This window comes from Coprobacillus sp. (genome assembly GCF_984815275.1).
In genome coordinates, this window is the sequence record NZ_CFJNYH010000014.1 from 1 (window position 1) to 25,458 (window position 25,458).

Here is a 25,458-nt window from a genome sequence, read left to right on the forward strand (position 1 = left end):
AGGTTCTGTTTCAAAATTTATTTTATTATTTCTTTTGTTGCTCCTGTTGCATTTGAGCGACTGGATCAGCAACTTGTTTCATGGATTGAACGATTTTTTCAACCTCTTTGATATCTACTTCTTTAACGGTCTCTGCTTTATAGCTTTGCACTAATTGAGCAAATCCATTACCACCACTCACGTAATGTCCTACGACAACATCTTCAAAATCAACAAATACTTTTCCTAGAGGGTTGTTATTCATTTTATGAGTTAAGACATCTAACAAACCTTTATTAGGACCTGTAGCTGTAACGTTAACAGTAATTTGTTTATTATTGAAGTGATTTGTGCACTTCACAGCAAACACGTTATACTTGGTATTTCTACCATCAACTTTTGCACTCTTTTCAGATGGAGCATATCCATTAAACTCCATAATAAGTAAACGCTCACTTAATTTATTGACAACAAAGTCAGTTAAAGCTAATTCTCTTTCGATAGTATTTACAATTTTCAACATATTTTCTTCACCTATTTAACCTTTTCTATTTTCTTTTTACTAGTTTCTATTTACTAGTTTCTATTTTCTTAACTTTTCAAATTTTTATTATTTTTTTGATTTGTAACGAGACTTAAATGTTTTGATATTTATATTGCTAATCTATTTGTTATCTCCTTTCTACAGCAATACACTTGATTTAATATCTGTAGAAATAAAGATTTATAATTACATTCATTTTTATAAACAAAAAACTCATGCAAACTATGTTATCTAAAACATAATTCACATGAGTATGTGTCTTATTGGTGGAGCTTAGCGGGATCGAACCGCTGACCTCCTGCGTGCAAGGCAGGCGCTCTCCCAGCTGAGCTAAAGCCCCAATTCCTATATAATTTATATATGGTGGGCCTGAATGGATTTGAACCATCGACCTCACCCTTATCAGGGGTGCGCTCTAACCAACTGAGCTACAGGCCCATATAATAACAGAAATTAATGGTGGGCCTGAATGGATTTGAACCATCGACCTCACCCTTATCAGGGGTGCGCTCTAACCAACTGAGCTACAGGCCCATTAATGACTGCCCTAATATATTAGCATAGCACCTATTTTTCGTCAATACTTTTTTGTATTTTTTTCAATTAAAATCGACTCTTCAAATTTACATATTCTTTCTATTTACTTAAGAAAAGAGATAAGTGATCACTTACCTCTTCATATCATTTAATTCTAATAATGCTTTCACTGCATTTTCATCTGGAACTGGTGGTACAAATTCCGCCTTTGCAAAATAGAAGCCTTGAACATAATCTATATTCAAATAGAAGGCTACAGTTAGCTCTTGATATGTCTCAACACCCTCAGCAATGACTTTCTTATTTCTTTCATGACAATAAGCGACAATATTTTCTACAATTTTCTGTTTGTCAATATCTTTATCAATGTCTCTAATTAAATCCATATCAATTTTAACATAATCAGGATTGACGATTAAAAGATTACGATTACTATTATAACCACTTCCATAATCATCCAAAGCTGTCTCAGCATTCCAGTGTGTTAAGATTTCTTTTTTAGCTTCAAAACAATTTTTATTATGTTCCTCATCTTCTGTAACTTCTAATACAACTTGACCTAGTATATCTGAATATTTCTTTTCCAAATTTTCTATTTCAAATAATGGTAGAATTTGATTAGATATAGAATTAATAAAAATCTTCTGTGTTGAAGAAACATCACCATTGCGATAATATTCTGCATAAGCACGCAGTGCTTCTTGCCATGTTAAAGTCTCTATTTTATTTAACTGAAGTTCAAGTTTTGCAAGTGAGATAATCTCTTGAGTATCCCTCAGTGTTGGATGTGTTGAACGCATTAAAGCTTCATAACCAAAGACATTTCCTGTATGCATCTCAATAATAGGTTGAAATGCATATTTTATCATTCGACCATCAATCAATTGATAATAGTCTAATCTTTTCTTCATAATATATGAATTATTCTCATAATCTGTAACATTAAACATTGCTATTTCACCCTTACCAGAATGTTTAACAGAATACATAGCATAATCAGAATAACGTTGGAGTTCTTCAAATTGAGTACTATCGCTTGGATACCATGCAATACCACCTGAAAGGTAAACCTTCACTTCTTTATGATTAGATAAAGTCAATATACTTTGAGCAATACCTTGTTTAAGAATTTTTAACTGCTCATTTATATCTTCTTTTGTATCATAACCATAATAAAATAGATAGAATTCATCACCAGATGTTCGTGAAACAATTGTACTTTCAGGTGAAAACTTTTTAAATATATTTGCTGCTCCTTTAATATACGCATCTCCACAATCATGGCCATATTTATCATTAATAGATTTCAAATTATCTAAATCCATCATAACTAATGCCGCAATTTTTAGTTTTTGAACATCTATACTGAATAATCTTTTCATTTTTCGTTGAAATGCACGACGATTGATGAGTCCTGTTAAAACATCATGATCTCTTTCATGTTCAATAACTTGTCGTTCTTTAATCATATCGCTAATTTCTTCAACCAATCCAACATATTTATGTTGATTTTGTGTATAACGTAATCGTAAATATATATTTTCATTTTGGGATTGAATATGATAGATATATTCATTTGCATTTTGAGTTGGTGATGCACAATTATCAAACACTTGAAATAGTTTTTTAAATTCTTTTGGAGTCATCGTCTTTGTATCAACATGATTCATCATAAAAATATCAAAGAACCCATCAGTTAGAAATAATTCATCCTTATCAAAATCCACTTCAAATCCAGCTAGATTTGTATTAGCCAAACGAATAATATTTGTAAAACGTGTTGCAGAATCTAATACATCATTACTCATCTTTTCAATTGCTTGAATAAGCTGATCAATCTCAATAATATTTGTTTTTTCTATATTAACATGTGATACTGCCTTTGAAGAATAAGAAATGCGACGAGCCAAATCTATAACTGGCTCCGCAATAAATCTTGCAAGAACAAATGATAAAGCTGCTCCTATGAGAATGATAAATGCTATAACAACATAAAACACACTCATAAGATGTTCTGTAAAACCATATAGTTCGCTCTTATCAATAATCCCCATCAATACCCATTTTTGACTTTCATATGGTGTATTACTATTATAAAGTTTTAATATATGAGGAGAGCAATAGATTGAATTATTGATATAAACTTCATTTTCACCTGACACATTAAGTATCGAAAATTGATCAATTTCACGTGAATAATAAGGTCCATTTAAAAACATTGATTGATATGTATTCTCTTTTGTTTGTAATGCAAGCATATAGCCACCATTACCACTATTTGATAATTCATCATAAGCTAATGTTTTTTGTAAATAAGCAAATGAAATATCAATTCCTATCATACCATATATTTTTTGATTATAAATAAGTGGTAAGACATAAGAAATTCGATAATTCTCACTATTATAGAGTTTATAAGGCTGTAGCCAGCATCCAACATCTTTTATATCAAAATCTGGATTTTCTAAAACCAAATGAAAGTTTTGAAATAATTCTTTATATTTATTCATATCTTCTTGACGAAATTCAAAAGATGGTTGCCAAGATGTATCAGTTGGTATATTTAAATTATCAATCAATTGCACTGGACAACGCGCCAATAACAAATCAGAATTTCCTGATTCATATGAACCTTCTGGATCATTATCCATAACATAAAAACCAGGATAATGCTGTGTATCACTTGCTGTGAATTGACCATCACTTAAAAGAATATACGCACCTGTTGTTCCATGATTCCTCAAAAGTGTAATCACTTCACCTGATACTTTCTTTAATAGCAATTGACTATCATCAGATGAATGAGAGAGTTTCTCTAATGATATTTGATTTGTTTTTACTAAATTTTCAGTAATAGCATTAATTCTATCTATTTCCACATCTAAATTAGACCATTTTGAAACCATTGAAGTTTGTAAATCATGAGAACGATTTGAAACCTGTTGATCAAAAAGATTTCGACTATTATCATCTAATTCACCAAGAATATCATAATAACTCGCTATTCCTACAATAAAACATGCAATTAAAGAAACCAGTAAACACATTGGTATAAAAATACGTCTAAATAATGAGTTCTTCTTTATTTTCGAACTTTTCTTTTCTCTCATCAGTCTATCCTACGATATCCTTTAATCCCTCATATACCTCTTTATACCATTTTTCAAAATTTTCATTATTATCGTATGCTGCAAAAACTTCATCCTGACTCTTACCTGATTCCAAAGCATGTTCAACTTTTTGACGATCTGATTTTGCTTTATCTTGTAAACATTTTTCTAATTGGGAACGAAGTTCAGTTCCATTTTCAAAGGCTTTTGTTGTGTAAAGTTCCATATTATTAACAGTATTCACTGAAACCTCTATAACTTCTTTCATTAAATCAGAATGAATATCTGTTGTTTTTTCAATAGTATCAATTTGATTTGCTTTTTTTGTTACTGGAAGATACCCTGAATCTATTGAAAATTGAATGTTTTGTTCCTGCTGTGTAAACCACTTTAAAAATTCTACAGAGCCTTCAATATGGGCAGCATCACCATTTGTAACAACCATACCTGCCCCTTGTTGAACTGCATATCTTTTCCCATCTTTAAACAACGGAACTTCCATAACCTTGACTTCTATTGGATAGCTTTCTTCATCATTGACAATAACTTGATTTGGAAAAAATGTTGCACCAGAAGAAGATCCAACAAAACTGATAATGTTTCCAAGTTTCACATCATCACTTCTAAATCGACCTTCAGCAGCAAAATATCCATGAATATATGGTGTATAATAATAATCCCATAATTTTCTAACAGCTGTTTTATCAAAGTCTAATGTTGCTTTACCATCTTTGACTTGAATAATATCATGACCTAATTGCTTCAATCCTATAACAATATAATTGGCAAACGCATCTCTACCAAAAAATGCTTTTCCATCATTTGGTGTTGATGTCAATCCATCAGTATACTCATAATACTTCTTTGAGACCTCAACCAATCCTTCAATTGTTGATAAATCTTCTATTTGAACTCCAGTGGCATTCGCAAATTGATTAAAATCAGTCATATTCAACATCATAATTTCTGTTGATTTCGCAGTTGGAAAAATTTTTAATCCCCCATTAAACTGTCCTTCTTCAATATAACCAGGAATATATTGAGAAAGTTCTTGTTCTGTAAAATGTAAACTTAAATCCTCAACAATTCCTAAAGCATCAACTTGATATGCAGTATCAGCATATGCTGCAAAAATATCTGGAACTTCTTGAGCTCCCACTTTTTTATTTGCTGCATCTCGTACACTTTGACCAAGTTCATTGACATTACCAAAACCTGTAACTTCAACAATAATACCCTTTTCTTTCCCTACTGTTGCATTAAATGATTCAACCAAACCATTAAATGATTCCATTTGCTTGCCAGTATAATAGTTCCATAATTTAACTGTTATTGGCTTATCTGGGTCCAAATAAGTTTTTGATGTACACCCCATACACAAAAGAAGTGCTAAGCAACATATCATTTTTAAACTTCTTTTCATAATAAAACTCCCCTTCATTCATAACTTAATCATACCATTATTCAAAGGAGTTTACAATATTTTCCTATCCCCCAGAGGACAAGGACTTCTGATAATTCTCAATTCCATCACTTATAGCCACTGCTAATTTCTTATGATATTTAGCGCTTTTTAATTGTCCACGTTCATTTGCATTAGAAAGGAACCCACACTCGACCAAAACGCCTGTGGATTGTGTAGCACGCAAAACATAAAACCCACAAGAAGAAGTAGGCTTCTTTGTTCCTGTAACAGGTTTCATACTATCATGTATACATTTTGCCAAACGCTCTCCCTCTTGGCTTTTTCTATAATAAAAAACTTGTGACCCCCAAGCCCCTGAAGATGATGAATTTAAATGAATACTTAAAAAAAGATCAGGTTTATATTCATCTATCTTCAAAACTCTTAAATACATATCATCTTGTTTTGAATAGTTATAATTACGTCTTGTCATATCCTGATCATCAGTACGTGTCAGATAAACAGTTGCCCCTCTAGACTCCAATTCACTTTTTAAAGCATAACAAATCTTCAAATTTAATTCATCTTCATTGACTTTTCCAACACTTGCGCCATTATCTAATCCACCATGTCCAGGATCTAACACAATAACTTTTTTAGCTAGACTTTGTGATGATGAAACACTGACAACTGGTTTGTACATCAACGAACACAATGCAAACAACATAATAAACGGTATTACTTTTTTCATATCATCACCCATATTATCATATGTTTTGATTACAATCGTATTCCATAAATCAAATATTTTATACTTTCTCAAATAAATACTTGTGAAAATTTAAAAAAGCATCTAAAATTCAATAATTCTAGACGCTATTTTTATTAATATTCTATTTCGTCAGCACCAAAAAGAGTTTTTACACACGAAAGCGCTTCATCATAATGAGAATATGGTACATAAAACTGATAAGTCTCTAACATTGGTCCTATCTTCAATGACATTCCTGCTCCCATTGAACTGGCACAATAATAAGGAACATGATGTTCTTCTAAGAGTTCTTTTAACATATCGGCATCGGCCCAAAGTTGTTTCTTTTCTATCAAGAAACAATCATCATCTAAATGTGCCTCTTTTAATTTTTCACCACATTGTAAACAGATATCCTGATCATAAATCAAGTGACATTTTTGACAATAATATTTCATTATTACTCACTCCTTTTCTCACTCATATTTCAAGTATATTTTTATAGATAAAATAAGTGCTGATATAACTTTGGATATTCCTGAAATTCTCTTTTTTCATCTATATAATCCTGATGTTCTTTTAAGTCATAGATATCTTATAAAAGTTTTAATAACTCTAATGGTGTTTCAAATATATAAGTTGGCTCATCTATTCCCTTACTAGAAACACTTCCCCACTTTGCATATCCAAAGTCCATATGTGCATTTTGTGAAGCCAAATAATCTGAAAGAGCATCACCAATATAAATTGCCTCACTAGGCTTGACATTAATCCTTTTCAAACACTCAAACAATGGTTCTGGATCAGGTTTATGTTTATCTGTATCATCAGCTAATATAGCAACCTGCATGTATTGATCTAAACCTTTATCAACAAAATCAATTTGATACTGTTTTGTTGTTTTAGCAGAAACAACAGCTTGAATAATTTTCCCATCAAATGCTTTAAATACATCTTCAAAACCATCATATAAAGTTGCTCCTTCTTCATATTCATTAACATATTGAACCCATCTTGCATAAGTTTTTTCTTTATCTTTAACTTGTAGTTCTTCCATAACCTTCATACCAGGATATGGTGCAAACTTTAATACGTCTTCAAATGTCCAGTCTTCGCCTGTTTCTTCTTTAATAATTTTTATTAATGGATACATATTCATATTTAATGTATTTAAAACTGTTCCATCTATATCATAAATAATTGCTTTATATTTTTTCATCTGTTTCTCCTACTTTTCTTATGAGTTTATGTTCGAAATATTGTTCTTGAAAGGCAATGGCACTTTCAATCTCTTCATCAGTATATTTATAAGACGATGCTACGACCCACTTGTCTTCAACATCATTTATCCTATGAATAACAGCAATCACTTCACCTTCAAATTTATCAATAGGTTTTTCAACCCCAAGAATATATGCATCTTGTTCTTCACCATCACCACCCATAACATCAGGTATATAACCATAATTAATAGGATAATATAAATCTGGATGTTCAGGATGATAAGTTCCCATTTTCCTATCAACAATCACTTTTACGCTCATTGTTAATCCTCTACAAGTTCTTTTAAACGACCTGCATACTCACTTTCCTGAGACCCCTTCATATCAGAAGAATTCTTAAATTTATTAACTGCGCCTTTAGCTCGTACAATTGACTGTAAAGTTCCTGCTCCTGCAATACATCCACCAGGACAAGCCATACCTTCCAATAAATAACCATCATAAATACCTTTTTTTGCATCTTTTAACATTTGTCTGCATTTCTGTAAACTTTCTTCAGCATGAACTTTGACATCTAAATCTGGATGTTCTTGATGAATACAATTGACAACTGCCTGAGCAACACCACCACTTATAGCAAAGCCACGTCCATCAGCACTTGCTCCAGTTAATTCTTCTGTTTCAGTAAAATCATCAAAATGAATATCTTTGGCTTCAAACATTCCCATAACTTCTTCAAATGTCAAAACAAAATCAACATCACTTCTTACAGATTTTCGAGATGCTTCCAATTTTTTAGCAGCACATGGACCAATAAATGCAACTTTACAATGTGGGTGGTCCTGTTTAATCATTCGAGCAGTTAAAACCATAGGTGTTAATGCCATAGATATATAAGATTTAAATTCTGGAAAGAGTTTTTTCGCCATAACTGACCAGGCTGGGCAACATGATGTTCCCATAAAGGGCTGTTGATTTGGAACCTTTTCTAAAAAATCTTCTGCTTCTTCAATAGTACACAAATCAGCACCTATTGCAACTTCTACAACATCTTCAAATCCAATGGCTTTCATTGCGCCTTTTAATTTCTCAGGTGTCACTTTTGGACCAAGCTGTCCAACAAACGCTGGTGCAATAGCAGCAACAACTGAATATCCCTGATTCATTGCTGTAATTAACTGAAAAATTTGCCCCTTATCACTAATTGCTCCAAATGGACAATTCACTAAACACATACCACATGATACACATTTATCATAATCAATATCAGCATGACCATGTTCATCTGTTTGAATTGCATCCATACCACAAGCCTTAGCACATGGACGTTCCATTTTCATAATAGCACCATATGGACAATTCTTTATACATAATCCACACTTAATACATTTTTCTTGATCGATAATACTGCGCCCATTAATAATGTCTATTGCTCCTTTTGGACAGACCTCTTTACAAGGATGAGCCAAACATCCCTGGCAAGCATCTGTCACCTTAATCACATTATCTGGACAAGCATGACATGCAAACTTAATAATATTAATTAAAGGTGGCTCATAATACTTTTCAGCAATAGCACTTTCACTAATTCCAGTTGATAAAATAGTATGTTGATCAACAGGTCGCAATGGTAATCCCATTGCTAAACGTAATCTTTCACCAACGATTGCACGTTCTAGGAAAATACTTTCACGATAAGTCGCAACTTCTCCAGGAATAATCTTATATGGCAATTCTTCAATGACCGAATAATCTCCATCATATGCCATACGAGCAATTTCAGTAAAAATCTTTCGACGAATATCTGTAACTGATGAATAGACTCCTCTCATAACTCCATACCTCCTATTTCTCTTATATCATAACATTTTTACGTTTCAAGCAAAATAGAAAGAGTCTATAAGATAAAAAAAGAAAGACATTTTAACAAGTCTTCCTTACATATGTGATTATTTGGTCATCATAATTTCTTTTTTGAAATCGTAATTTTTCCAACAAACGTTGTGAAGCTATATTTTTCTGAAAAGGTTTAGCATAAACATATTGAACATTCTTCTCAATATACAACTGCTGTATAAACTTTTCAAGAGCAATTCCCATAATACCCTGATTCCAATAATGAACATCTAGCCAATAAGCAAGTTTTACAACATTTTGGCTATCAAAAAATCCACCTATACATCCAACAATTTCCCCATCCAAAAGAACAGCTTTCACATCATCATGAGACTGACTCAATATTTCCACCATTTTTACACATTCATCTAATGTTTTTGGAAAACCTTTATCCATATATTGATATAGTTCATGAGAAAAAGAGTGTTTATAAAATATTTCTCCATCATTTTTATTCCAACAACGAAATGTGATAGGCAGATACTTTTGATAAAGGATATCTCTTGCATCTTTTATATTTTGATGAGGATAGAGTAATTGATGATTTTCAAAAAGATAACGAATATATTCATAACAAGCTTTATCTAATGATATTTCAAGTCCTTTTTCAATGCGTTCTAGATAGGGTGGTATTCCTTCTTGATCCCAAGCAATTTTATCAGCTAAAAATAAGATCATATCATATGATGACGGACTCGCTTTTAAAGTTGTATGACAAGCAATAGCACTTAAAATACGTTCATCCCAAATATCAAATATATCTTGTGCAATCCATTGAGAGACCATTTGATGTAGCAAAAATGGATATTTCTCTTCTGCTTTATCTAATAAATAATTATTTTCAATAGCCATTTTTTTCATATCATTTGGATTTATTATCACACTTATGTCATGTAATAATGCACTTTGTAAACAGATATCCTCATTCACATGAAATTGTTTAGCTAATTGTTGGCTCTTTTGAGCAACTGCTAATATATGTTCTTTTGTTTTAATCTTATGATGTGAATCTAATAACTGACAAACATTGAAAACAAGACTTTCATTCTTTTCTATCATATTTACATCTACATACGCATTAAAATCAATCATCTTACTTACTCCTCTTCAATTTTATGAATAATAATGACAACAACTTGTAATGAGATATCTTTTCCTAGACAATCCAAACATTCTTCCCAATATATATAGAAAAACTATATGATCCAACCTATTTTCTCAAATGATAAGATATAGGATGTGTCTCTATATCAATGATTTGTTTCAATCAAAAACTTAACATTGATTTCTTTCCTTCCAAAATGAATTTAATGATTTCTTCTGTTTCAAAATGATCATAATCACCATCAGGATAATAATATATAATCCTCTGTGCCTCATTTCTCTTTTAGCACTCTAATCATTTTTCTTCACCATAAATCTTGATAAATTTAGCAAATGTGCGGACTCTTAACTTATTGAGCATATGATTATCACATGGAAACTTATAGCATTCAAAGCAACCATTAAATCTTTCTTTTTGACAGCATTGAAAACACTGACACTACTCTTTATCTTTACATCCAACTTTGCGACAACCTGGACAATCTTCTGCTTCACTACAAAGACAGCAAGCTAATCCACAATAAACCAATCCTTTTCTTCATTCACTATATTTTCTCCTTATGGCTTAATATAAGCAAATCCCTGATTTTGTTTGACAGCCAATTCAACAACGCCAGCTCTCACCACAAATACACCAAATATAAGTTGATGAGATGATAATGATTGTGCATTTAAAGCATTTTGACATGCAACAACCGTAACACCATTATCAATCATAAAAAGGATATCATGCTCAATATCACTCTCTTTTTTTAAATCAGTGACTGCAATACTATTTGCTAAAACCTCAATTTCAAATAATTCATTATTTTCTTGCGCATATGATAACATGTTTTTCACATTTGCTATACATTTTTGCCATTTCTCTAATTCGTCTACATGATAAATAACTTTCATATTCATTCTCCCCCATTATATTTATTTTTCATCATATCCTTAAGACTATATCGTATATGCTGATCTCTACCAATACATGTCTTAGAATACAATAAAGAATTCATAATTGCCTCTTCTCCAGCATCAATGGCTGCCCTAAAAACAAAATCAATACAATTTTCATGAATCTCTTGAATTGTCAAAAAATCCTGATGATATTGATGTGGTATCACTTGAGCTGTTGAAAAAGCAATCGCAATATCTCCACTCCCATTCCCAAGATGTGAACCTAAACGACTTAAGGGTACACTCATTCTTTTACAAACCCTTTTTAATTGTCGTGATGACATTGGAATATCAGTTGCAATAACCATTATAATTGAACCCTGCTCAAGAATATCAGAACTACACTCCTGATGAAAAGGTATAAAATCTTTCATTAAACCAAAATTGGATAGTACCAAAATACCAATAGTATAGTCTTTTTGATTCAGTGTCACAATACGTGAACCTGAACCAATTCCACCTTTCATCTCAAAACATGACATGCCACTTCCAGCACCCACGCTTCCCTGCTCAAATATAATATTAGCATTTTGAATGGCTTCAAAAACATGTTGCTGCGTAATTGCACATGCTCTAATATCATTTAAATAACCATCATTGCATTCACCAACCACAACATTAACTGTACCAGTCTCTTTACCGATTGTTTTATCAATTGATAACATATATTGAACCAATGCCTGCTGAACAGTTCCTACACTTAATGTATTTGTCAATGCAATAGGACTTTCTAATGTTCCCAACTCATTTATCTGGAGCAATCCTGTTGTCTTTCCAAAACCATTAATAACATGACTCGCAGCAATCAATTTGTTTTGAAAGATATTATCATGACTAGGTAACACCACAGTCACACCTGTATGCAAATGTTCACTTTCTAAAGTACAATGTCCAACTCTTATACCCTTTACATCTGTAATTGAATTATGTTTTCCTTTTTTCATATATCCCTCTCTTTTGATCTCAATGTATCTTATTATCAATTATACTTAATAATTCGACAAAAAACAATCAACACTTCTTCACACGTTTTTCTTTAAAAGATAAGAAGATGTGTTACAATAGAGAATAAAGAAATGAGGGATTGATATGTCAAAAACATTAGTATTAGCTGAAAAACCATCTGTTGGTAGAGATATTGCAAGAGTTTTAAAATGTCATAAAAAAATAAATGGAGCATTAGAAGGAAATCAATATATTGTGACTTGGGCATTAGGTCATTTGGTAACATTAGCTGATCCAGAAGCTTATGATAAAAAATATAAAAGTTGGAACATGGATGATTTACCTATTATGCCTAAAAAAGTTTCACTTGTTGTGATTGGAAAAACAGCGAAGCAATATAATGCGGTTAAAACCCAAATGTTACGTCAGGATGTCAAAGACATTGTCATTGCGACGGATGCAGGTCGTGAAGGTGAGTTGGTTGCAAGATGGATTATTGATAAAGCTCATGTCAAAAAACCTTTAAAACGATTATGGATTTCATCAGTAACAGATAAAGCTATTTTAGAAGGCTTTAAACATTTAAAAGATGCTAAGAATTATGAATCATTATATCAAAGTGCTTATAGTCGCAGTATTGCAGATTGGTTTGTTGGTATTAATGCAACACGTGCTCTCACATGTAAATATAATGCACAATTATCTTGCGGAAGAGTTCAAACGCCTACCCTTGCTATGATTGCAAAACAAGAAGATAATATTAAACATTTTGTATCTCAAGATTATTATGGAATAAAAGTTCTTGCAAATGATGTATGGTGGACTTGGCAATCTGCGCAAAAAGAAACACGTATTTTTTCACATGAAAAAGTAGTAACACTTCAGCAAAAAATTTGCAATCAACCACTAAAAGTGACTGATGTGAAAAAAACCTCTAAAAAAACTTATGCACCTTTGCTTTATGATTTAACAGAACTACAGCGTGATGCAAATAGGATATATGGATATTCCGCTAAAGAGACGCTTTCAATTATGCAAAACCTTTATGAATATCATAAGGTTTTAACATATCCTCGAACTGATTCTCGTTATTTAACAGATGATATTGTTGAAACAATTAAAGAAAGATTAGAAGCATCACGAGGTGGTGACTATGATAATATCATTCATAAGATTTTAAAGAAACGAATAAAGAAACAATCACACTTTGTCAACAATAGCAAGGTGAGTGATCACCATGCGATTATTCCAACTGAAGAACCAGCAATGTTAGGAAGTTTTACTGATGGAGAAAGCAAAATATATGACTTGGTTTTAAAGCGTTTCTTATCTGTTCTTTTACCTGCATATGAATATGAACAAACGATAATGACTGGTTCTATAGCAAATGAAATATTTATGACTAAGGGAAAAACTGAAAAAGCTATGGGTTGGAAAGAAGTTTATGGAAAAACTTTAGATGAGGATGAAGATGATCAAACGCTTCCAATTATTCAAATACAACAAACATTACAAGTCACTGAGATAAAAGAAACAACAGATCAAACACAGCCACCTGCTTACTTTAATGAGGCTACACTTTTATCAGCAATGGAAAATCCAGTTAAATTTATGCAAGCTTCTTCTAAAACTTTAAATGAAACTTTAAAGAACACTGGTGGTTTAGGGACTGTTGCGACTCGTGCTGATATTATTGATAAGCTATTCAATACCTTTCTTATTGAAAAAAGAGGACAAGATATTCATGTCACTGCCAAAGGAAGACAATTATTATCACTTGTTCCTAATGATTTACGTTATCCAGAATTAACTGCCAAATGGGAATTAGAACTCTCACAAATTGCTCAAGGAAAGAAACAATCACAAAAATTCATACAAGACATTCGTCAATATACAGAAGTTATTATTCAAGAAATCAATGAAAGTCAAGCAACTTATAAACATGATAATTTAACAACAAAAAAATGTCCTGAATGTGGTCAACCACTTCTTAAAGTCAATGGAAAAAAGGGTGAAATGTTGATTTGTTCCAATCGTGAATGTAAGCATCGTGAAACTTTATCTTTGGTAACAAATGCAAGATGCCCTAATTGTCATAAAAAATTAGAACTTGTTGGTTCCGGTGATAAACAAATGTTTGTCTGTAAAACATGTGGTTATCGACAACAAATGAGTGCTTTTAAAAAAGAGCGTGAAACAAAGAAAAACATGGCAAATAAGCAAGATGTCAAAAAATATTTAAAACAACAAAAACAGGCATCAACTAGTGTTGAAGATTCACCATTTGCTGCTCTTCTTGCTTTAAAGGACAACTTAAAATAGAAAGAAAAACATTCATCGACTGAATGTTTTTTTAACAATACCATTTGACTTTCACAGGATTGACTTCATCATTAACAGCAATCAATTGAAAAGAATAAAGGATGTCCTTAAATTTTTCTTTAGCAAGTTGATCATATTTTTGCTTTGATTCAAATAATCCGACTTCACTATACACAATTGCAGCAACTGCATAAAAAGTAAATCCCAATGCATTTGTTGGTGTATCATATGTTGCACATGCTGTTAAAATAGCACGTATAGCTGCCATATTAACAGGATCATGAACATCTTTTAAAATGACTTTTGTATCTTTGAGAACTTTTTTTAATTCTTGAGATGTTCTCTCTTGATTGATATATTGTCGTGAAGTCTGGATTGCTATTTTCATATCCTCAACAAAAGCATGATGACATAACATGAGTACATGTTCTTCCACATAATCCAATGCCCATTTTGCTAGTGTACTTGCACTTTGGGTTTCAATCATATTCATTAAAGATACAAGAGTTGTATCATTAATATTTCCTAACATTTTTCTTAAGCCTGCCATAATATTTAAGATGATTCTATAATAATCTATATAAGAATCATGCGACTCCTTTCTTTATTTATAATCATAACATATTTTAAAATCACTAATAGTTAACTTTTATTCTTTATTTTCTATAACTCTCTTTTTTTATATCTTTAATGAGAGGTCATTTTAATTATAAAGTGTTATACTAGAAGTAGATGATGGAGGTACATATGGAATGGATTGATCGTTTTAATCAAGCAATTGATTATATAGAAGAACATCTCATAACTGAAATAAATTATGAAGAACTTGCCAAAATAACAAACTGCTCTAGATATCATTTTCAAAAAATATTTCTCTATATGACAAGTATATCACTCAATGAATATATTCGTAAACGTCGTATGTCTCTTGCTGCTGTTGATCTACAAGATCTCAAAATGAGAATTGTTGATATAGCTTTTAAATATGGTTATGAATCACCCACCGCCTTTAATCGAGCTTTTCAATCAATACATGGAATTGCCCCCTCAACACTCAGAAAAGAAGGAATTGAACTTGTTGCTTTTCCACCCCTTCATTTTTCATTTTCTATTCAAGGATTAGAAGAACTCCATTTTAGAATCGAAAATAAACAATCTTTTCAGATTATCGGAAAAAGTTTTCCTTTAAATAAAGAACTATCAGAAAATTTCTTAAAGATTCCTAAACATTGGAATCAAGCTTTAGCTGATGGCACATTAAAACAATTAATGGAAATAAACAATTGTATGCCAACAGGACTATTAGGAGTCAGTATACATTATCACGACGACTGGAGATATTTTATTGCAGTAAGTTCAACACTATCCCATCCACAATTTGAAGAATATACAATTGATAAGGCAATGTGGGCAGTCTTTTCAGGTCAAGGCAGCAATAAAACTCTTCAGGATTTAGAACGCCGTGTTATTACAGAATGGTTACCAACCTCAGGTTATGAGTACGCTGATATCCCAGATATAGAAGTTTATATTAAGGCGGATCCTCAAGATGCTATTTATGAATATTGGTTGCCAATTATAAAAAAATAAAGGAGTTATAAATATGGTCATGACAAATATTAAAGCAACATTTGCATGTGATATCAAAACAGTATGGAAAATAATCACTTCACTTGAAGATTATGCCTGGCGAAGTGATATTTCAAAGATTGAAATTGTAAAACCACATCAACAATTTATTGAATATACAAAGGATCTTTATCCAACGATATTTACAATTACAGTATTTGAACCTTATCAACGTTATGAATTTAAAATGGAAAATAGTCGTATGATAGGTTATTGGACTGGTTTATTCAATCATAAGGATGGTTTCACAACAATTAATTTTACTGAAGATGTTACTCCAAAAAAGACTTATATGAAGCCATTTGTGAAAGGCTATCTCAAAAAGCAACAACAAACATATATTCATGATTTAAAGAAGGTATTAGAGACTCTATGAATTATCAAGACATTATTCATCAACTTCATAACTTATCTTCTGAAAAATATAAATCGCATATCATAAAAATGGGAATTCCTGCATTAAATTGCTTAGGCGTTCCTCTCCAAGATATTCGTCAGCTTGCAAAAACAATTGGACATTCAAATCAACTTGGCTTTCAATTATGGAAAAGCCAATATCATGATGCGAAATTGCTAGCAGTTTTGATTTTTGAATATAAGCAGATGACATTTGATGATATTAATCTTCTCATAAAAGATGTTATATCTTGGGATTTATGTAATCATCTTTGTAAAAATCTTATTATCAAGATAAAGGGATATCAGTTACTGATTCCACAATGGGTAACATCTCAGCATATTTATGTCAAAAGAGCAGCTTTTGTTTTATTAGCATGTGATGTGATTCACAATAAAAACATCCTTGATTCAACTTTAGATACTTATCTTCATTTTATTAGAGATTATTCACATGATGAACATATCCATATTAAGAAAGCAATTTCTACAGCTTTAAAAGAAATAGGCAAAAAAGATTTTGACTATCATGAAAAAGCATTATTATTATCATATGAATTGATTCAAGATGGAGATAAAGTCCAAAGATGGATTGCTAATGATGCAAAAAAAGAACTTGAAAAACTTGTGAAAGTTCAAGGGCGATCAAGATTAATATCACGTCATTCATTAATGGGTAAAGAGGAGCATTAAAGGACAAAATGATTTTGTCCTTTTTGTCTTAATAAATAATTTTCATCATTGTTTGAATATCCTCAGAAGCCATTTGGAATTTTGATTTTTCAATCAGTATATTAGCCCCTGTCATAATATATGAAGGAATGATTCTTACATCATTAAAATAGAATTCACTATCTCTAAGTTTGTATGTAGACATAGCTGGAATAACATTTTTCTTTGTTATTTTCTTTGTAATCATATTAAAAGCTTTTTTAGAGACATCTCCCATCAGCATAATTACCCTTACATTTGGAAATAAAGCAATTTCTTTTTCTAAAAATAGCAGATTAGCTTCAATAACTTCTCTTGGAATGGTGTATTCTGTTTTTGGTATCTTTACAGCATTTGTGATATAAACCCCTAAATCAAGTATGTCCTTAATTGAAGATACATTATACCCAGCTTTTTGAAAAAGTGGTATTGTTGTTTTGAGATAATCTGCATCATATTGTCCATAAAAATCCTGATATGGATCTGCTGGTACAACTTCATTAATCATGATTGCTTTTATTGATAGAGGATCAACATCAATATCATTAAATTGAAAATGTTTTGAGGTATCATTGATTTTCTCTAGTTCTTTTTTTATATTCACATTTTCTGCTCCTTTCTTTTTCCTAAGATTACTCTCTATTGATTATAAACTATTTTATCATAGTAAACTTGACAGAGTCTGTCATGAATATGAATAAATTTGTCTAAAAACTCTAAAGAAAATAAAACCTTAGTTAAAGATTATGAACCGTTTTTTGGAGTCTTATATAAAGATTCTTTTCAATCATATAAATATCTTGGATTGATTGGGACATCTTTTTTAAGAGTCTTACATCACCATCTAAAGATAACTGCCACAAATCATCAGCAAGCAAATCCCACTGATGTGAAACATCTATAAATTGTTGGCCTATACTATTTAATATGTCAGCATTCACTATTAATGAAGCCTCAATTAGAAATTCACCATAGAGTTGGCGAAAAATACCTCCTCCAGTTCCCCCATCATGAGAAATTTGAAAATAATTCGTTACTCCTGCTGTACGTAGCTTATAATCACTAAACTGTTTCCATTTAAGAATCTCTTTAGAAAATTTCCAAATTCCATTGATGCCTAATAACTGTGCTGGTGGATTTAACATAGTTTCACAAGTTTCCAAAATGGCTTCTTTTATTGTTAATTTATCAATCTTTTGATAATCATGAAAATCAAACATCAAATACTTGTATGAAGCTGGAAAAGGTCTATGTGAACTACAACGTGCTCTTTCTAACTCATCATAATGAACAAGATGATAGTCTTGATTGATCTTACCTGTAGGAACTCTAATAGGAAAATCATGATTATCTCTATCACTAACCCAAAATTCTCTTGTTTCGTCATCATATCCATATAAAACAACCGCATGTCCCCCAAAATGACTATTTGGATTCATACCAAGATAATGTAAATAAGGCATATCAACATAGATTAATACTGGATGATTTTCATCTATCATTTTCTTTGTCATGTTAAATATACGTGTATAATCTTTACCAGATTTACACTTAATTGTGATATGTAGACGCTTGGCTAATTTTTCTTCAAATTCAAATACTTTCGTTCTCCCATTAATCATTGGAGATATAGATTGATTTAAATATAAAAAAGATAAACCCGATGCAATTCCAAAAATCATAGCTTCTGATATAGGATAATCATAATAAGAAAGAACTTGTTTCAGTGCATTTGTAATACAATGTTTACCTCCTTGAGGTATAAAATCCTCAATAATTTTTTTCATACATTACTCCTTTGTTGTTTCTAAAGGTAAAAGAATTTCAGTTACATAATTATCAGGATTCCCCTTGAAGATTGTACCTGGTCCCTTTATATAGATTTCTCTTGATGGTGTGAATGTTTCTATATGATGTGTATTCACATACTCAAACATTGCCTGATATGCCAAATATAAAGTCTCATAACTTCCATAGTGTGTAGTTCGTAAAGCTTTCACTTGAGGTAATATCTTACAACGAATGGCCTTATTATCAATCTCTTTTTTTATAGGTACACATAATTCTATATCAGCACTTTCGACACACTCTTCATCAAAATAACAATTAAAATGATACCCATTTTTGTTATTTTTAACTGCTTTATAAAGTTGTGGAACATATTTATCAAGTTCTGTATATTGACCTCTAAAGTGAATAGAGGCAACCAGTATTTCATCTATTGTCACAGTATCAATTTGATAATGATTGCAACATGTTTTGTTATGAAAGGTTGATAATTGTGTGTTCATTCTTTTTATAAATTCTTTTTCTTTAGAAATATTTGTTTCTATAATTTTAATTTTTTCATTTAATATATACATAAGATCATCATGACTGTGAACATTTTCAACTACATCCTTAATTTCCATTATTGAAAAATCTAAAGATCTTAAGTATTTTATCAATTGTGCTTTTTTAAGATTATCATCATTATAATAACGATATTGATTCTCTTCATTTCTAAAAGCTGGTTGAAGAATCCCTTCTTGATCATAATATCGTAATGCTTTTACAGTTAATCCAGAAATTTTAGAAAACTGATTAATTTTGTACATATTTACCTCCTCTATTGAGAGTATAAACTATCCCCCACATGGTAATGTCAAGAAAATTATAACTTAATCCTATTCTTTTCTCAAGAATGGAACTTGCTGGTATCAATTATTCATAAAGAAACTGAATAGGTTGGCACCTATTCAGTATACTTTATAATCATTATTGTTTAGCCTTAACAATCTATATGAGATATGCTTTGAAGTTTTGCCTGTAGAACAGATTCTAACCTTGCAACTGATCCTACTAAGGATTTTACAGAATCATTTAACATTAATAGTTGATCAGAACGTATATCATCTATACTTACAAATTTTTGAATTTTTTCACCTTCAGCATTTAAAATATGAGAAAGTGCTGTTTCTTGCATTGCAACTGATTGAATAATGTCTGTAATCGCCTGACATCTTGCTGTCAAAATATGAACAACAATTGTAGAAGTGTTATTATCTGGATTTGGATCAGGCGTAGAAGATACGACAGTGGCTGTATTACTAAATGAAGACATTGCACTTGTACTTACAGTTCCACGTATAGCAATAAGTCTTGTTTCTTGATTCATAAGCGTTCCAATATTAAGACTCCCTGTCCAAGGTAAGAAAGTGACTCCACCATCAACTGAGTATTCTGCGTTTAAAAATAATGAAGGAATAGTATCATTTAAAGTAACACTTTCTGCTGATGATGGTCCTGCATTATGAATACTTATTTCAAATGTCAACAGTTCACCAGGAGTTACAGGATTAGGACTGGCCGTCTTTATCACAGAAATATCTGCTAATGTTTGTATAGTTACAGCAACTTCATTAGAAGTCACTTCAAAAACTCCTGGAATACCACCTTCTACTGGTGTGTAAGAATATGTGATATTTGCACTATTAAGAGTTGGATTAACAGCTGGTACAGAATCAGCTCTTGCTTCAAAAGTAACAGTAACACTTCCCCCTCCAGGAATATCTGGTAAAGCGAAACCAACGTTAGGATTAGCCGTCATAAATGATATATTATTAATAACAACACTTCCTGTTACAAATGTTAATACGTCTGGAATTGTATCCTGAAAAGATAAATTTGTAAGTGGACTTGTACATTGATTTGTGAGTGTTATGCTATACTCAACAGTTTCTCCCACATTAACAATTGATTTATTTACTGTTTTCACAGGAATAAATTCACGAACTAATATCTCTGTTAAAGAAATATCATCAATAGCATAATCATTTCCAATAACCTCTGGCCCCTCACTTAGGAATTCAACTGTTAAACTCGTATTATTTTGAGAATTAATAACTGTCCCTATTTGCTTCCATTCTGGAGCATTTGTATTAACTGGGATAAGTGCTCCTAAAGTTGCATCATATATTATATTGTTATTTTCATCTAAAATACGAACTCCCAATTCAGGATTAGGATATCCTGTTACCTTAAACAGATTTAATATCCATGCTGTGAAAAGATAATTCGTATTTGGCTGAACCAAAACAAGACTTCGAAAAAAGACCGCACCTGGATTAAAACCATTTACAATCATCATTCTACCAGTCTCATTTCCAACAGTGTGATCAGCTATTCTCCACCAGGCACCAATGGTGGAACTCATTGAATCTGTCATTATATTTTGAACAGTGTATTCTCCATCTAATGGTGTAAATTGAGATGGATTAGGCAATACATAAGTGAAATCGGGTGTTACTCCTGGATATGGTTCACTAGGTGCACCAGTATTGGCTGGTGTTCCTGCAGTAAATTCACCAAAAGTCCCATTATCAGCATCTGTTATTAAATTCACATCAGTTGTTATTGCACAGTTATCTAATATTTCTTCAATAGGTGTATAAATGACAGGTCCATTTAAGAAATTCTGATTTATTAAATCAGTTCCTGTGACTGTTACTAAAAGTGTATCTGGTGTTAATGAATCTAGATTTGTTGATCCAATGGGTGGATTCATAACAGAAGTAATAGGTGGATTGACTCCTTCTGGTATTGTTCCTACAATAGCATTATTAAAGTCACCAGGGCTTGCTACACCACCAGTAGTTCCATATGATTCAACAATTCTATATTGACCATTTGGTACATTTATAAAGACATAGTTCCCATTTGTATCAGTAAGCACAGTTAATCTTACATTCGTTGTAATGTTTTGTAGAACAACAGGAATATTTGATATTCCTGAATCCCCAGATGTGATTGTTGCACTTCTATCTCTATCAAAAACAATTCTACCTGAAATATTTGCCATAGTATAATTCACCTCCTTCCTCGTTATTATTTGAATTGAAAGGAAGTTAAGATGTTTTATTTCCTCCTAATAAATTGAATTGTGAGACAGTTTCAGTGATAGGACTATCTAAATCAAAAAGTTCGAGTTTTGCTTGAAGTAGCATTTCTAATCTTGCTATGGTATTTGTCATATTCTCAACAGATTTATTAACCATGAGGAGTTCCTCAGGTGTAACTCCTTCCATTGCAACAACAGCTTGAATTTTTTCTCCTTCTGCATTTAAGATATGTGAAAGGGCTGCTTCCTGTAATGCTACTGATTCTATTAAATCTGTAATAGCCTGTTCTCTTGAACCCGTTCCAGGAGTAATAACTGGCATTCCCATAATAATCACCTCCAATCCTTTCAGTTGAAGTTTTTGGCTTAAAATCTACCATAATCCTTCATCTTATACTATGCAAAATACAAAAGGATTGTTCAGTATAAAAATAGTCACCTTCCATTATTTTCTTCATATAATAAAGTGATATATCATCAAAGAAATTGTATAAATTGGAGGTATTAAAATGGATATACTCAATTTAGAATTGATAAAAACTTTACCACAAAATCATCACTTACTTTATAAAGGAATGGCATTTGATGGTCAATTTTATTATTTAACAGTTCCTGAAGAAAAAATGATTTATGTAATGGATAACCAATACAACTTTATAAGAAGCCATAATGTTTCAAGACCTTTTGCTGCAATTTGTTATAATAACAAAAAACAATGTTTCTTTGCAGTAGATATAAGAGAAAAAGATTATATTTATCAATTAAATAATCATTTAGAAGAAATAAATTATTTTTATATAGATAAACCAAAGACAACAACATCAAAAATTCATAATCTTTCATATAATTTAAATCATGATACTTTAGTTGTTGTTTATAATGAATTTGTATTAGAACTATCAGATAATCATTCAATTGTTCACATCATTGATGATGAGAACATAAATCACTATTGTCAATTGACTATTTTTCCTCCATTCCATATTTCAATTATTCAATCCAAAGGAAAACAATATTTATGTCTTTCTACAACTGATAAATGTTGCATAAAAAAATATTGTATTCCCCATGAATATAGAATTAATGACTTTATTTTAAACCAAACTTCTGACTCCCAAAATCTTGAGCTTATTATATTAGCAACTCAGTGCTCATGTCAGCCATGTTTACTTCACTGTATAATCAATATAGAGATATGTCCTTGTAATGATTGTGAGCAATCAGATAAGTGTCAAGAGACAAAAAGATGCAACTGTCAACATTCAAATCATTGTTGTATGCCTTGTATTAATCAAAGTATCTGTGATTTAATTGAATCAATTGCTCTTCAAGAAACTGCACTTTCTCATATTTTAAATGCTGAAGGAGAAAAATTGCAACACGCTATAAAAATGGCTAATAACATATGTGAACTCATAGAGATTGATAACTCTGTTCAAATGACAATTAACAATGTGATGCTACTAGAAAATGTATTATATACAAAACTCAATACATTACAAAATCTGTGTTTACCGAAATGTTCTTGTTTAGAAAAATGCGGACTTCAGTAATATGCAAAACATAAAAGATGTTCATAATTGAACATCTTGAAGTCCATTATACTTTCTTAAATAGTTAGACTTTGTAACTATCGTATGGTATGTTGCCCATTTTTTATCTTGAAAAGAAAAGGAATCTTTTATGACATTATCTTTTGAAAATCCTAATTTCTAAAACTTTTAGTCATATAGTTTATATCAAAAACATTTAATAATACCAATAGAACATCTGTTTTTTCAAAAGCATATTGTTTTGATTCCTTTTGAATTTTAAGTCATAAATCATTTGAGTTTTACTCTGTTATTAGGTATAGTATACGATTTGTACACTATAAAGCATAAATATTTATAATCCTTATGATCAATATAAGTTCTTAATTCCATAATATATTCTTTCATCCTATATTAAGTTTTATTATTTTACAATAGATAAGTAACTACACAAAAAAGTTATCATTTTCTATCCCACAATGATCAAATAAAAGATTCTCCTTACATTGTTGATGTTCGTATATCTTCATTTCAACTTGCCCTAATAAACTCTCTTCAACATTACGCAACATAATACCATTTTCTGGTGCATCTAATGTATAAGTTAATCCTGTTTTGATTTTGAATTCAATTCTATACTGATGTTGTTTAATCACTAAATAATAGATATCACCAATGATTTCTCTCTGGGTGATACTTGCTCCATAATATGAAGCAATCTGATATTGTTGACCATCAATAACTATAACCATTATAATACCTGTGAATGGAAAAAATTTCAGTGGAATTGTGGCACACGATAGAAATAGAATTGCTTTTTTTGTAAGCAGCAGTTTGATTGAACCCATATATATTTCTTTGGAAAAGAATTTCCCCAATCTTTTTCTTGATAAATAATACCTTGAATATTATAAATCTGATTTTGATATTTCATGTAACCATGTGTTTGACTTTCTAAATTAAGAATCGCATGATTACATTGCATATTTTTAAGATACGCAAATGGTCCCATAATTGTTGGTGCATATTTTGTTGTTTGAATATGCAAAGGCATATCTAACTCTAAATCTATGACTGTTGATAATTTTGAATCTTCAATATGAATATAATGTTTTTTAAATATTGAATTTTTTATAGATATAGAAAAAGGCTCTTCTTGATATACAAAATCTTTTATATCATAACTTACCTTTTCCATTGATTGACATAATGTATGAAACACTTGAATAAATGCTTCCTGTTTATCTTGTGTTTTTGCTATTCCAATAATAACAGCAGCTGAAACTTGATTATCTACCACACGAAAATACCAACCTTCAAAGGCTGGTATTTTATGACTTTGATGCAATTGCCATTCTTGTTCATATGAAATCATAATATCACCCCAATAATGATATGTATCATCACAAGTTATTATTCCTAAAGATTTCATTTGAAATAAAGTTTTATGTATGAGTTTCTTCCATTATTTTCTCCAACACACTTTCTAATATGATTCACAAAATTCACAATTCTATAATTCCAGATTTACTTTCTATTTATCTTTAAATTTT

General features: G+C 31.0%; 24 protein-coding genes and 3 tRNA genes. 5 read left to right on the top strand and 22 right to left on the bottom strand.

All coding sequences use genetic code 11. From position 1 onward, the window contains the following. Positions 1-25 precede the first annotated feature (25 nt). The 14 genes from AC5M21_RS06385 to AC5M21_RS06450 all read right to left on the bottom strand — a co-directional run bounded on the left by AC5M21_RS06385 (position 26) and on the right by AC5M21_RS06450 (position 12,435). Entirely contained in the window at positions 26-502 is a 477-nt protein-coding gene (locus AC5M21_RS06385; protein ID WP_008790727.1) for a hypothetical protein, read from the bottom strand. 285 nt (positions 503-787) lie between these two features. Beyond that, positions 788-863 (bottom strand) — tRNA-Ala (locus AC5M21_RS06390). Between the two features lie 21 nt (positions 864-884). Next, positions 885-961: transfer RNA gene (locus tag AC5M21_RS06395), tRNA-Ile, on the bottom strand. 19 nt (positions 962-980) lie between these two features. Next, a tRNA-Ile gene (locus tag AC5M21_RS06400) sits at positions 981-1,057 on the bottom strand. Between the two features lie 134 nt (positions 1,058-1,191). Then, a complete protein-coding gene (locus AC5M21_RS06405) occupies positions 1,192-4,170 on the bottom strand; it encodes a GGDEF and EAL domain-containing protein (protein ID WP_008790728.1) in 2,979 nt (992 codons plus the stop codon). 4 nt (positions 4,171-4,174) lie between these two features. Further along, on the bottom strand, positions 4,175-5,593 hold the full coding sequence (locus AC5M21_RS06410; RefSeq protein ID WP_017144119.1) for an extracellular solute-binding protein: 1,419 nt from the start codon (positions 5,591-5,593) through the stop codon (positions 4,175-4,177). A 64-nt stretch (positions 5,594-5,657) separates the two neighbouring features. Next, positions 5,658-6,326, bottom strand: coding sequence for an N-acetylmuramoyl-L-alanine amidase family protein (locus AC5M21_RS06415; RefSeq protein WP_017144118.1), 669 nt, complete (start codon positions 6,324-6,326; stop codon positions 5,658-5,660). Between the two features lie 134 nt (positions 6,327-6,460). Next, the gene (locus AC5M21_RS06420; RefSeq protein WP_008790731.1) at positions 6,461-6,784 is read right to left on the bottom strand and encodes a hypothetical protein; all 324 of its coding nucleotides are present in this window, start codon (positions 6,782-6,784) and stop codon (positions 6,461-6,463) included. 137 nt (positions 6,785-6,921) lie between these two features. Beyond that, positions 6,922-7,545 carry an HAD family hydrolase gene (locus tag AC5M21_RS06425; protein WP_008790732.1) on the bottom strand — a complete coding sequence of 208 codons (624 nt, stop codon included), beginning with the start codon at positions 7,543-7,545 and terminating at the stop codon, positions 6,922-6,924. Further along, the gene (locus AC5M21_RS06430; protein WP_008790733.1) at positions 7,532-7,870 is read right to left on the bottom strand and encodes an inorganic diphosphatase; all 339 of its coding nucleotides are present in this window, start codon (positions 7,868-7,870) and stop codon (positions 7,532-7,534) included. Before AC5M21_RS06430 ends, AC5M21_RS06425 begins: the two co-directional genes overlap by 14 nt. Before the next feature lie 2 nt (positions 7,871-7,872). Further along, positions 7,873-9,381, bottom strand: a complete 1,509-nt coding sequence (locus tag AC5M21_RS06435) for a 4Fe-4S dicluster domain-containing protein (RefSeq protein ID WP_008790734.1) — start codon at positions 9,379-9,381, stop codon at positions 7,873-7,875. Positions 9,382-9,472: 91 nt separating this feature from the next. Beyond that, complete coding sequence (locus tag AC5M21_RS06440; protein WP_008790735.1) at positions 9,473-10,537, bottom strand: GNAT family N-acetyltransferase; 1,065 nt, start codon at positions 10,535-10,537, stop codon at positions 9,473-9,475. A gap of 570 nt (positions 10,538-11,107) precedes the next feature. Then, positions 11,108-11,446, bottom strand: coding sequence for a DsrE family protein (locus tag AC5M21_RS06445; protein WP_017144117.1), 339 nt, complete (start codon positions 11,444-11,446; stop codon positions 11,108-11,110). Between the two features lie 2 nt (positions 11,447-11,448). Continuing rightward, positions 11,449-12,435 (bottom strand): DmpA family aminopeptidase, encoded by a 987-nt coding sequence (locus tag AC5M21_RS06450; protein WP_008790737.1) that lies wholly within the window; start codon positions 12,433-12,435, stop codon positions 11,449-11,451. 145 nt (positions 12,436-12,580) lie between these two features. Between AC5M21_RS06450 and AC5M21_RS06455 the strand changes: the two genes are divergently transcribed. Next, positions 12,581-14,758 (top strand): DNA topoisomerase III, encoded by a 2,178-nt coding sequence (locus AC5M21_RS06455; RefSeq protein ID WP_117598824.1) that lies wholly within the window; start codon positions 12,581-12,583, stop codon positions 14,756-14,758. A 31-nt stretch (positions 14,759-14,789) separates the two neighbouring features. Here AC5M21_RS06455 and AC5M21_RS06460 read toward each other — a convergent pair whose 3' ends face one another. After that, complete coding sequence (locus tag AC5M21_RS06460; RefSeq protein ID WP_017144116.1) at positions 14,790-15,290, bottom strand: putative immunity protein; 501 nt, start codon at positions 15,288-15,290, stop codon at positions 14,790-14,792. 215 nt (positions 15,291-15,505) lie between these two features. Between AC5M21_RS06460 and AC5M21_RS06465 the strand changes: the two genes are divergently transcribed. The 3 genes from AC5M21_RS06465 to AC5M21_RS06475 are packed head-to-tail and all read left to right on the top strand — an operon-like array spanning position 15,506 to position 17,476. Continuing rightward, complete coding sequence (locus tag AC5M21_RS06465) at positions 15,506-16,348, top strand: AraC family transcriptional regulator (protein ID WP_008790740.1); 843 nt, start codon at positions 15,506-15,508, stop codon at positions 16,346-16,348. Positions 16,349-16,361: 13 nt separating this feature from the next. Further along, positions 16,362-16,763, top strand: coding sequence for an SRPBCC family protein (locus tag AC5M21_RS06470; protein WP_008790741.1), 402 nt, complete (start codon positions 16,362-16,364; stop codon positions 16,761-16,763). Further along, complete coding sequence (locus AC5M21_RS06475; RefSeq protein WP_008790742.1) at positions 16,760-17,476, top strand: DNA alkylation repair protein; 717 nt, start codon at positions 16,760-16,762, stop codon at positions 17,474-17,476. The genes AC5M21_RS06470 and AC5M21_RS06475 overlap by 4 nt, the downstream gene beginning before the upstream one ends. Positions 17,477-17,504: 28 nt before the next feature. On the opposite strand, the gene AC5M21_RS06480 is transcribed toward AC5M21_RS06475, so the two are convergent. The 5 genes from AC5M21_RS06480 to AC5M21_RS06500 all read right to left on the bottom strand — a co-directional run bounded on the left by AC5M21_RS06480 (position 17,505) and on the right by AC5M21_RS06500 (position 22,701). Beyond that, complete coding sequence (locus AC5M21_RS06480; protein WP_008790743.1) at positions 17,505-18,098, bottom strand: uracil-DNA glycosylase family protein; 594 nt, start codon at positions 18,096-18,098, stop codon at positions 17,505-17,507. A gap of 133 nt (positions 18,099-18,231) precedes the next feature. Next, positions 18,232-19,281: a BtrH N-terminal domain-containing protein gene (locus AC5M21_RS06485; protein WP_008790744.1), complete on the bottom strand. Its 1,050-nt coding sequence runs from the start codon at positions 19,279-19,281 to the stop codon at positions 18,232-18,234. A 3-nt stretch (positions 19,282-19,284) separates the two neighbouring features. Beyond that, positions 19,285-20,091 (bottom strand): MerR family transcriptional regulator, encoded by an 807-nt coding sequence (locus AC5M21_RS06490; protein WP_008790745.1) that lies wholly within the window; start codon positions 20,089-20,091, stop codon positions 19,285-19,287. 173 nt (positions 20,092-20,264) lie between these two features. Further along, positions 20,265-22,334 (bottom strand): DUF11 domain-containing protein, encoded by a 2,070-nt coding sequence (locus tag AC5M21_RS06495; protein ID WP_008790746.1) that lies wholly within the window; start codon positions 22,332-22,334, stop codon positions 20,265-20,267. 46 nt (positions 22,335-22,380) lie between these two features. After that, the gene (locus AC5M21_RS06500; protein ID WP_008790747.1) at positions 22,381-22,701 is read right to left on the bottom strand and encodes an alpha-helical endospore appendage domain-containing protein; all 321 of its coding nucleotides are present in this window, start codon (positions 22,699-22,701) and stop codon (positions 22,381-22,383) included. A 181-nt stretch (positions 22,702-22,882) separates the two neighbouring features. Between AC5M21_RS06500 and AC5M21_RS06505 the strand changes: the two genes are divergently transcribed. Then, positions 22,883-23,926: an alpha-helical endospore appendage domain-containing protein gene (locus AC5M21_RS06505; protein WP_008790748.1), complete on the top strand. Its 1,044-nt coding sequence runs from the start codon at positions 22,883-22,885 to the stop codon at positions 23,924-23,926. Between the two features lie 425 nt (positions 23,927-24,351). Here the strand turns inward: AC5M21_RS06505 and AC5M21_RS06510 are convergent, their stop codons facing one another. Beyond that, positions 24,352-24,657 (bottom strand): hypothetical protein, encoded by a 306-nt coding sequence (locus AC5M21_RS06510; RefSeq protein ID WP_017144115.1) that lies wholly within the window; start codon positions 24,655-24,657, stop codon positions 24,352-24,354. A gap of 26 nt (positions 24,658-24,683) precedes the next feature. Beyond that, a complete protein-coding gene (locus AC5M21_RS06515; protein ID WP_236916387.1) occupies positions 24,684-25,280 on the bottom strand; it encodes a tocopherol cyclase family protein in 597 nt (198 codons plus the stop codon). Positions 25,281-25,458 lie beyond the last annotated feature (178 nt).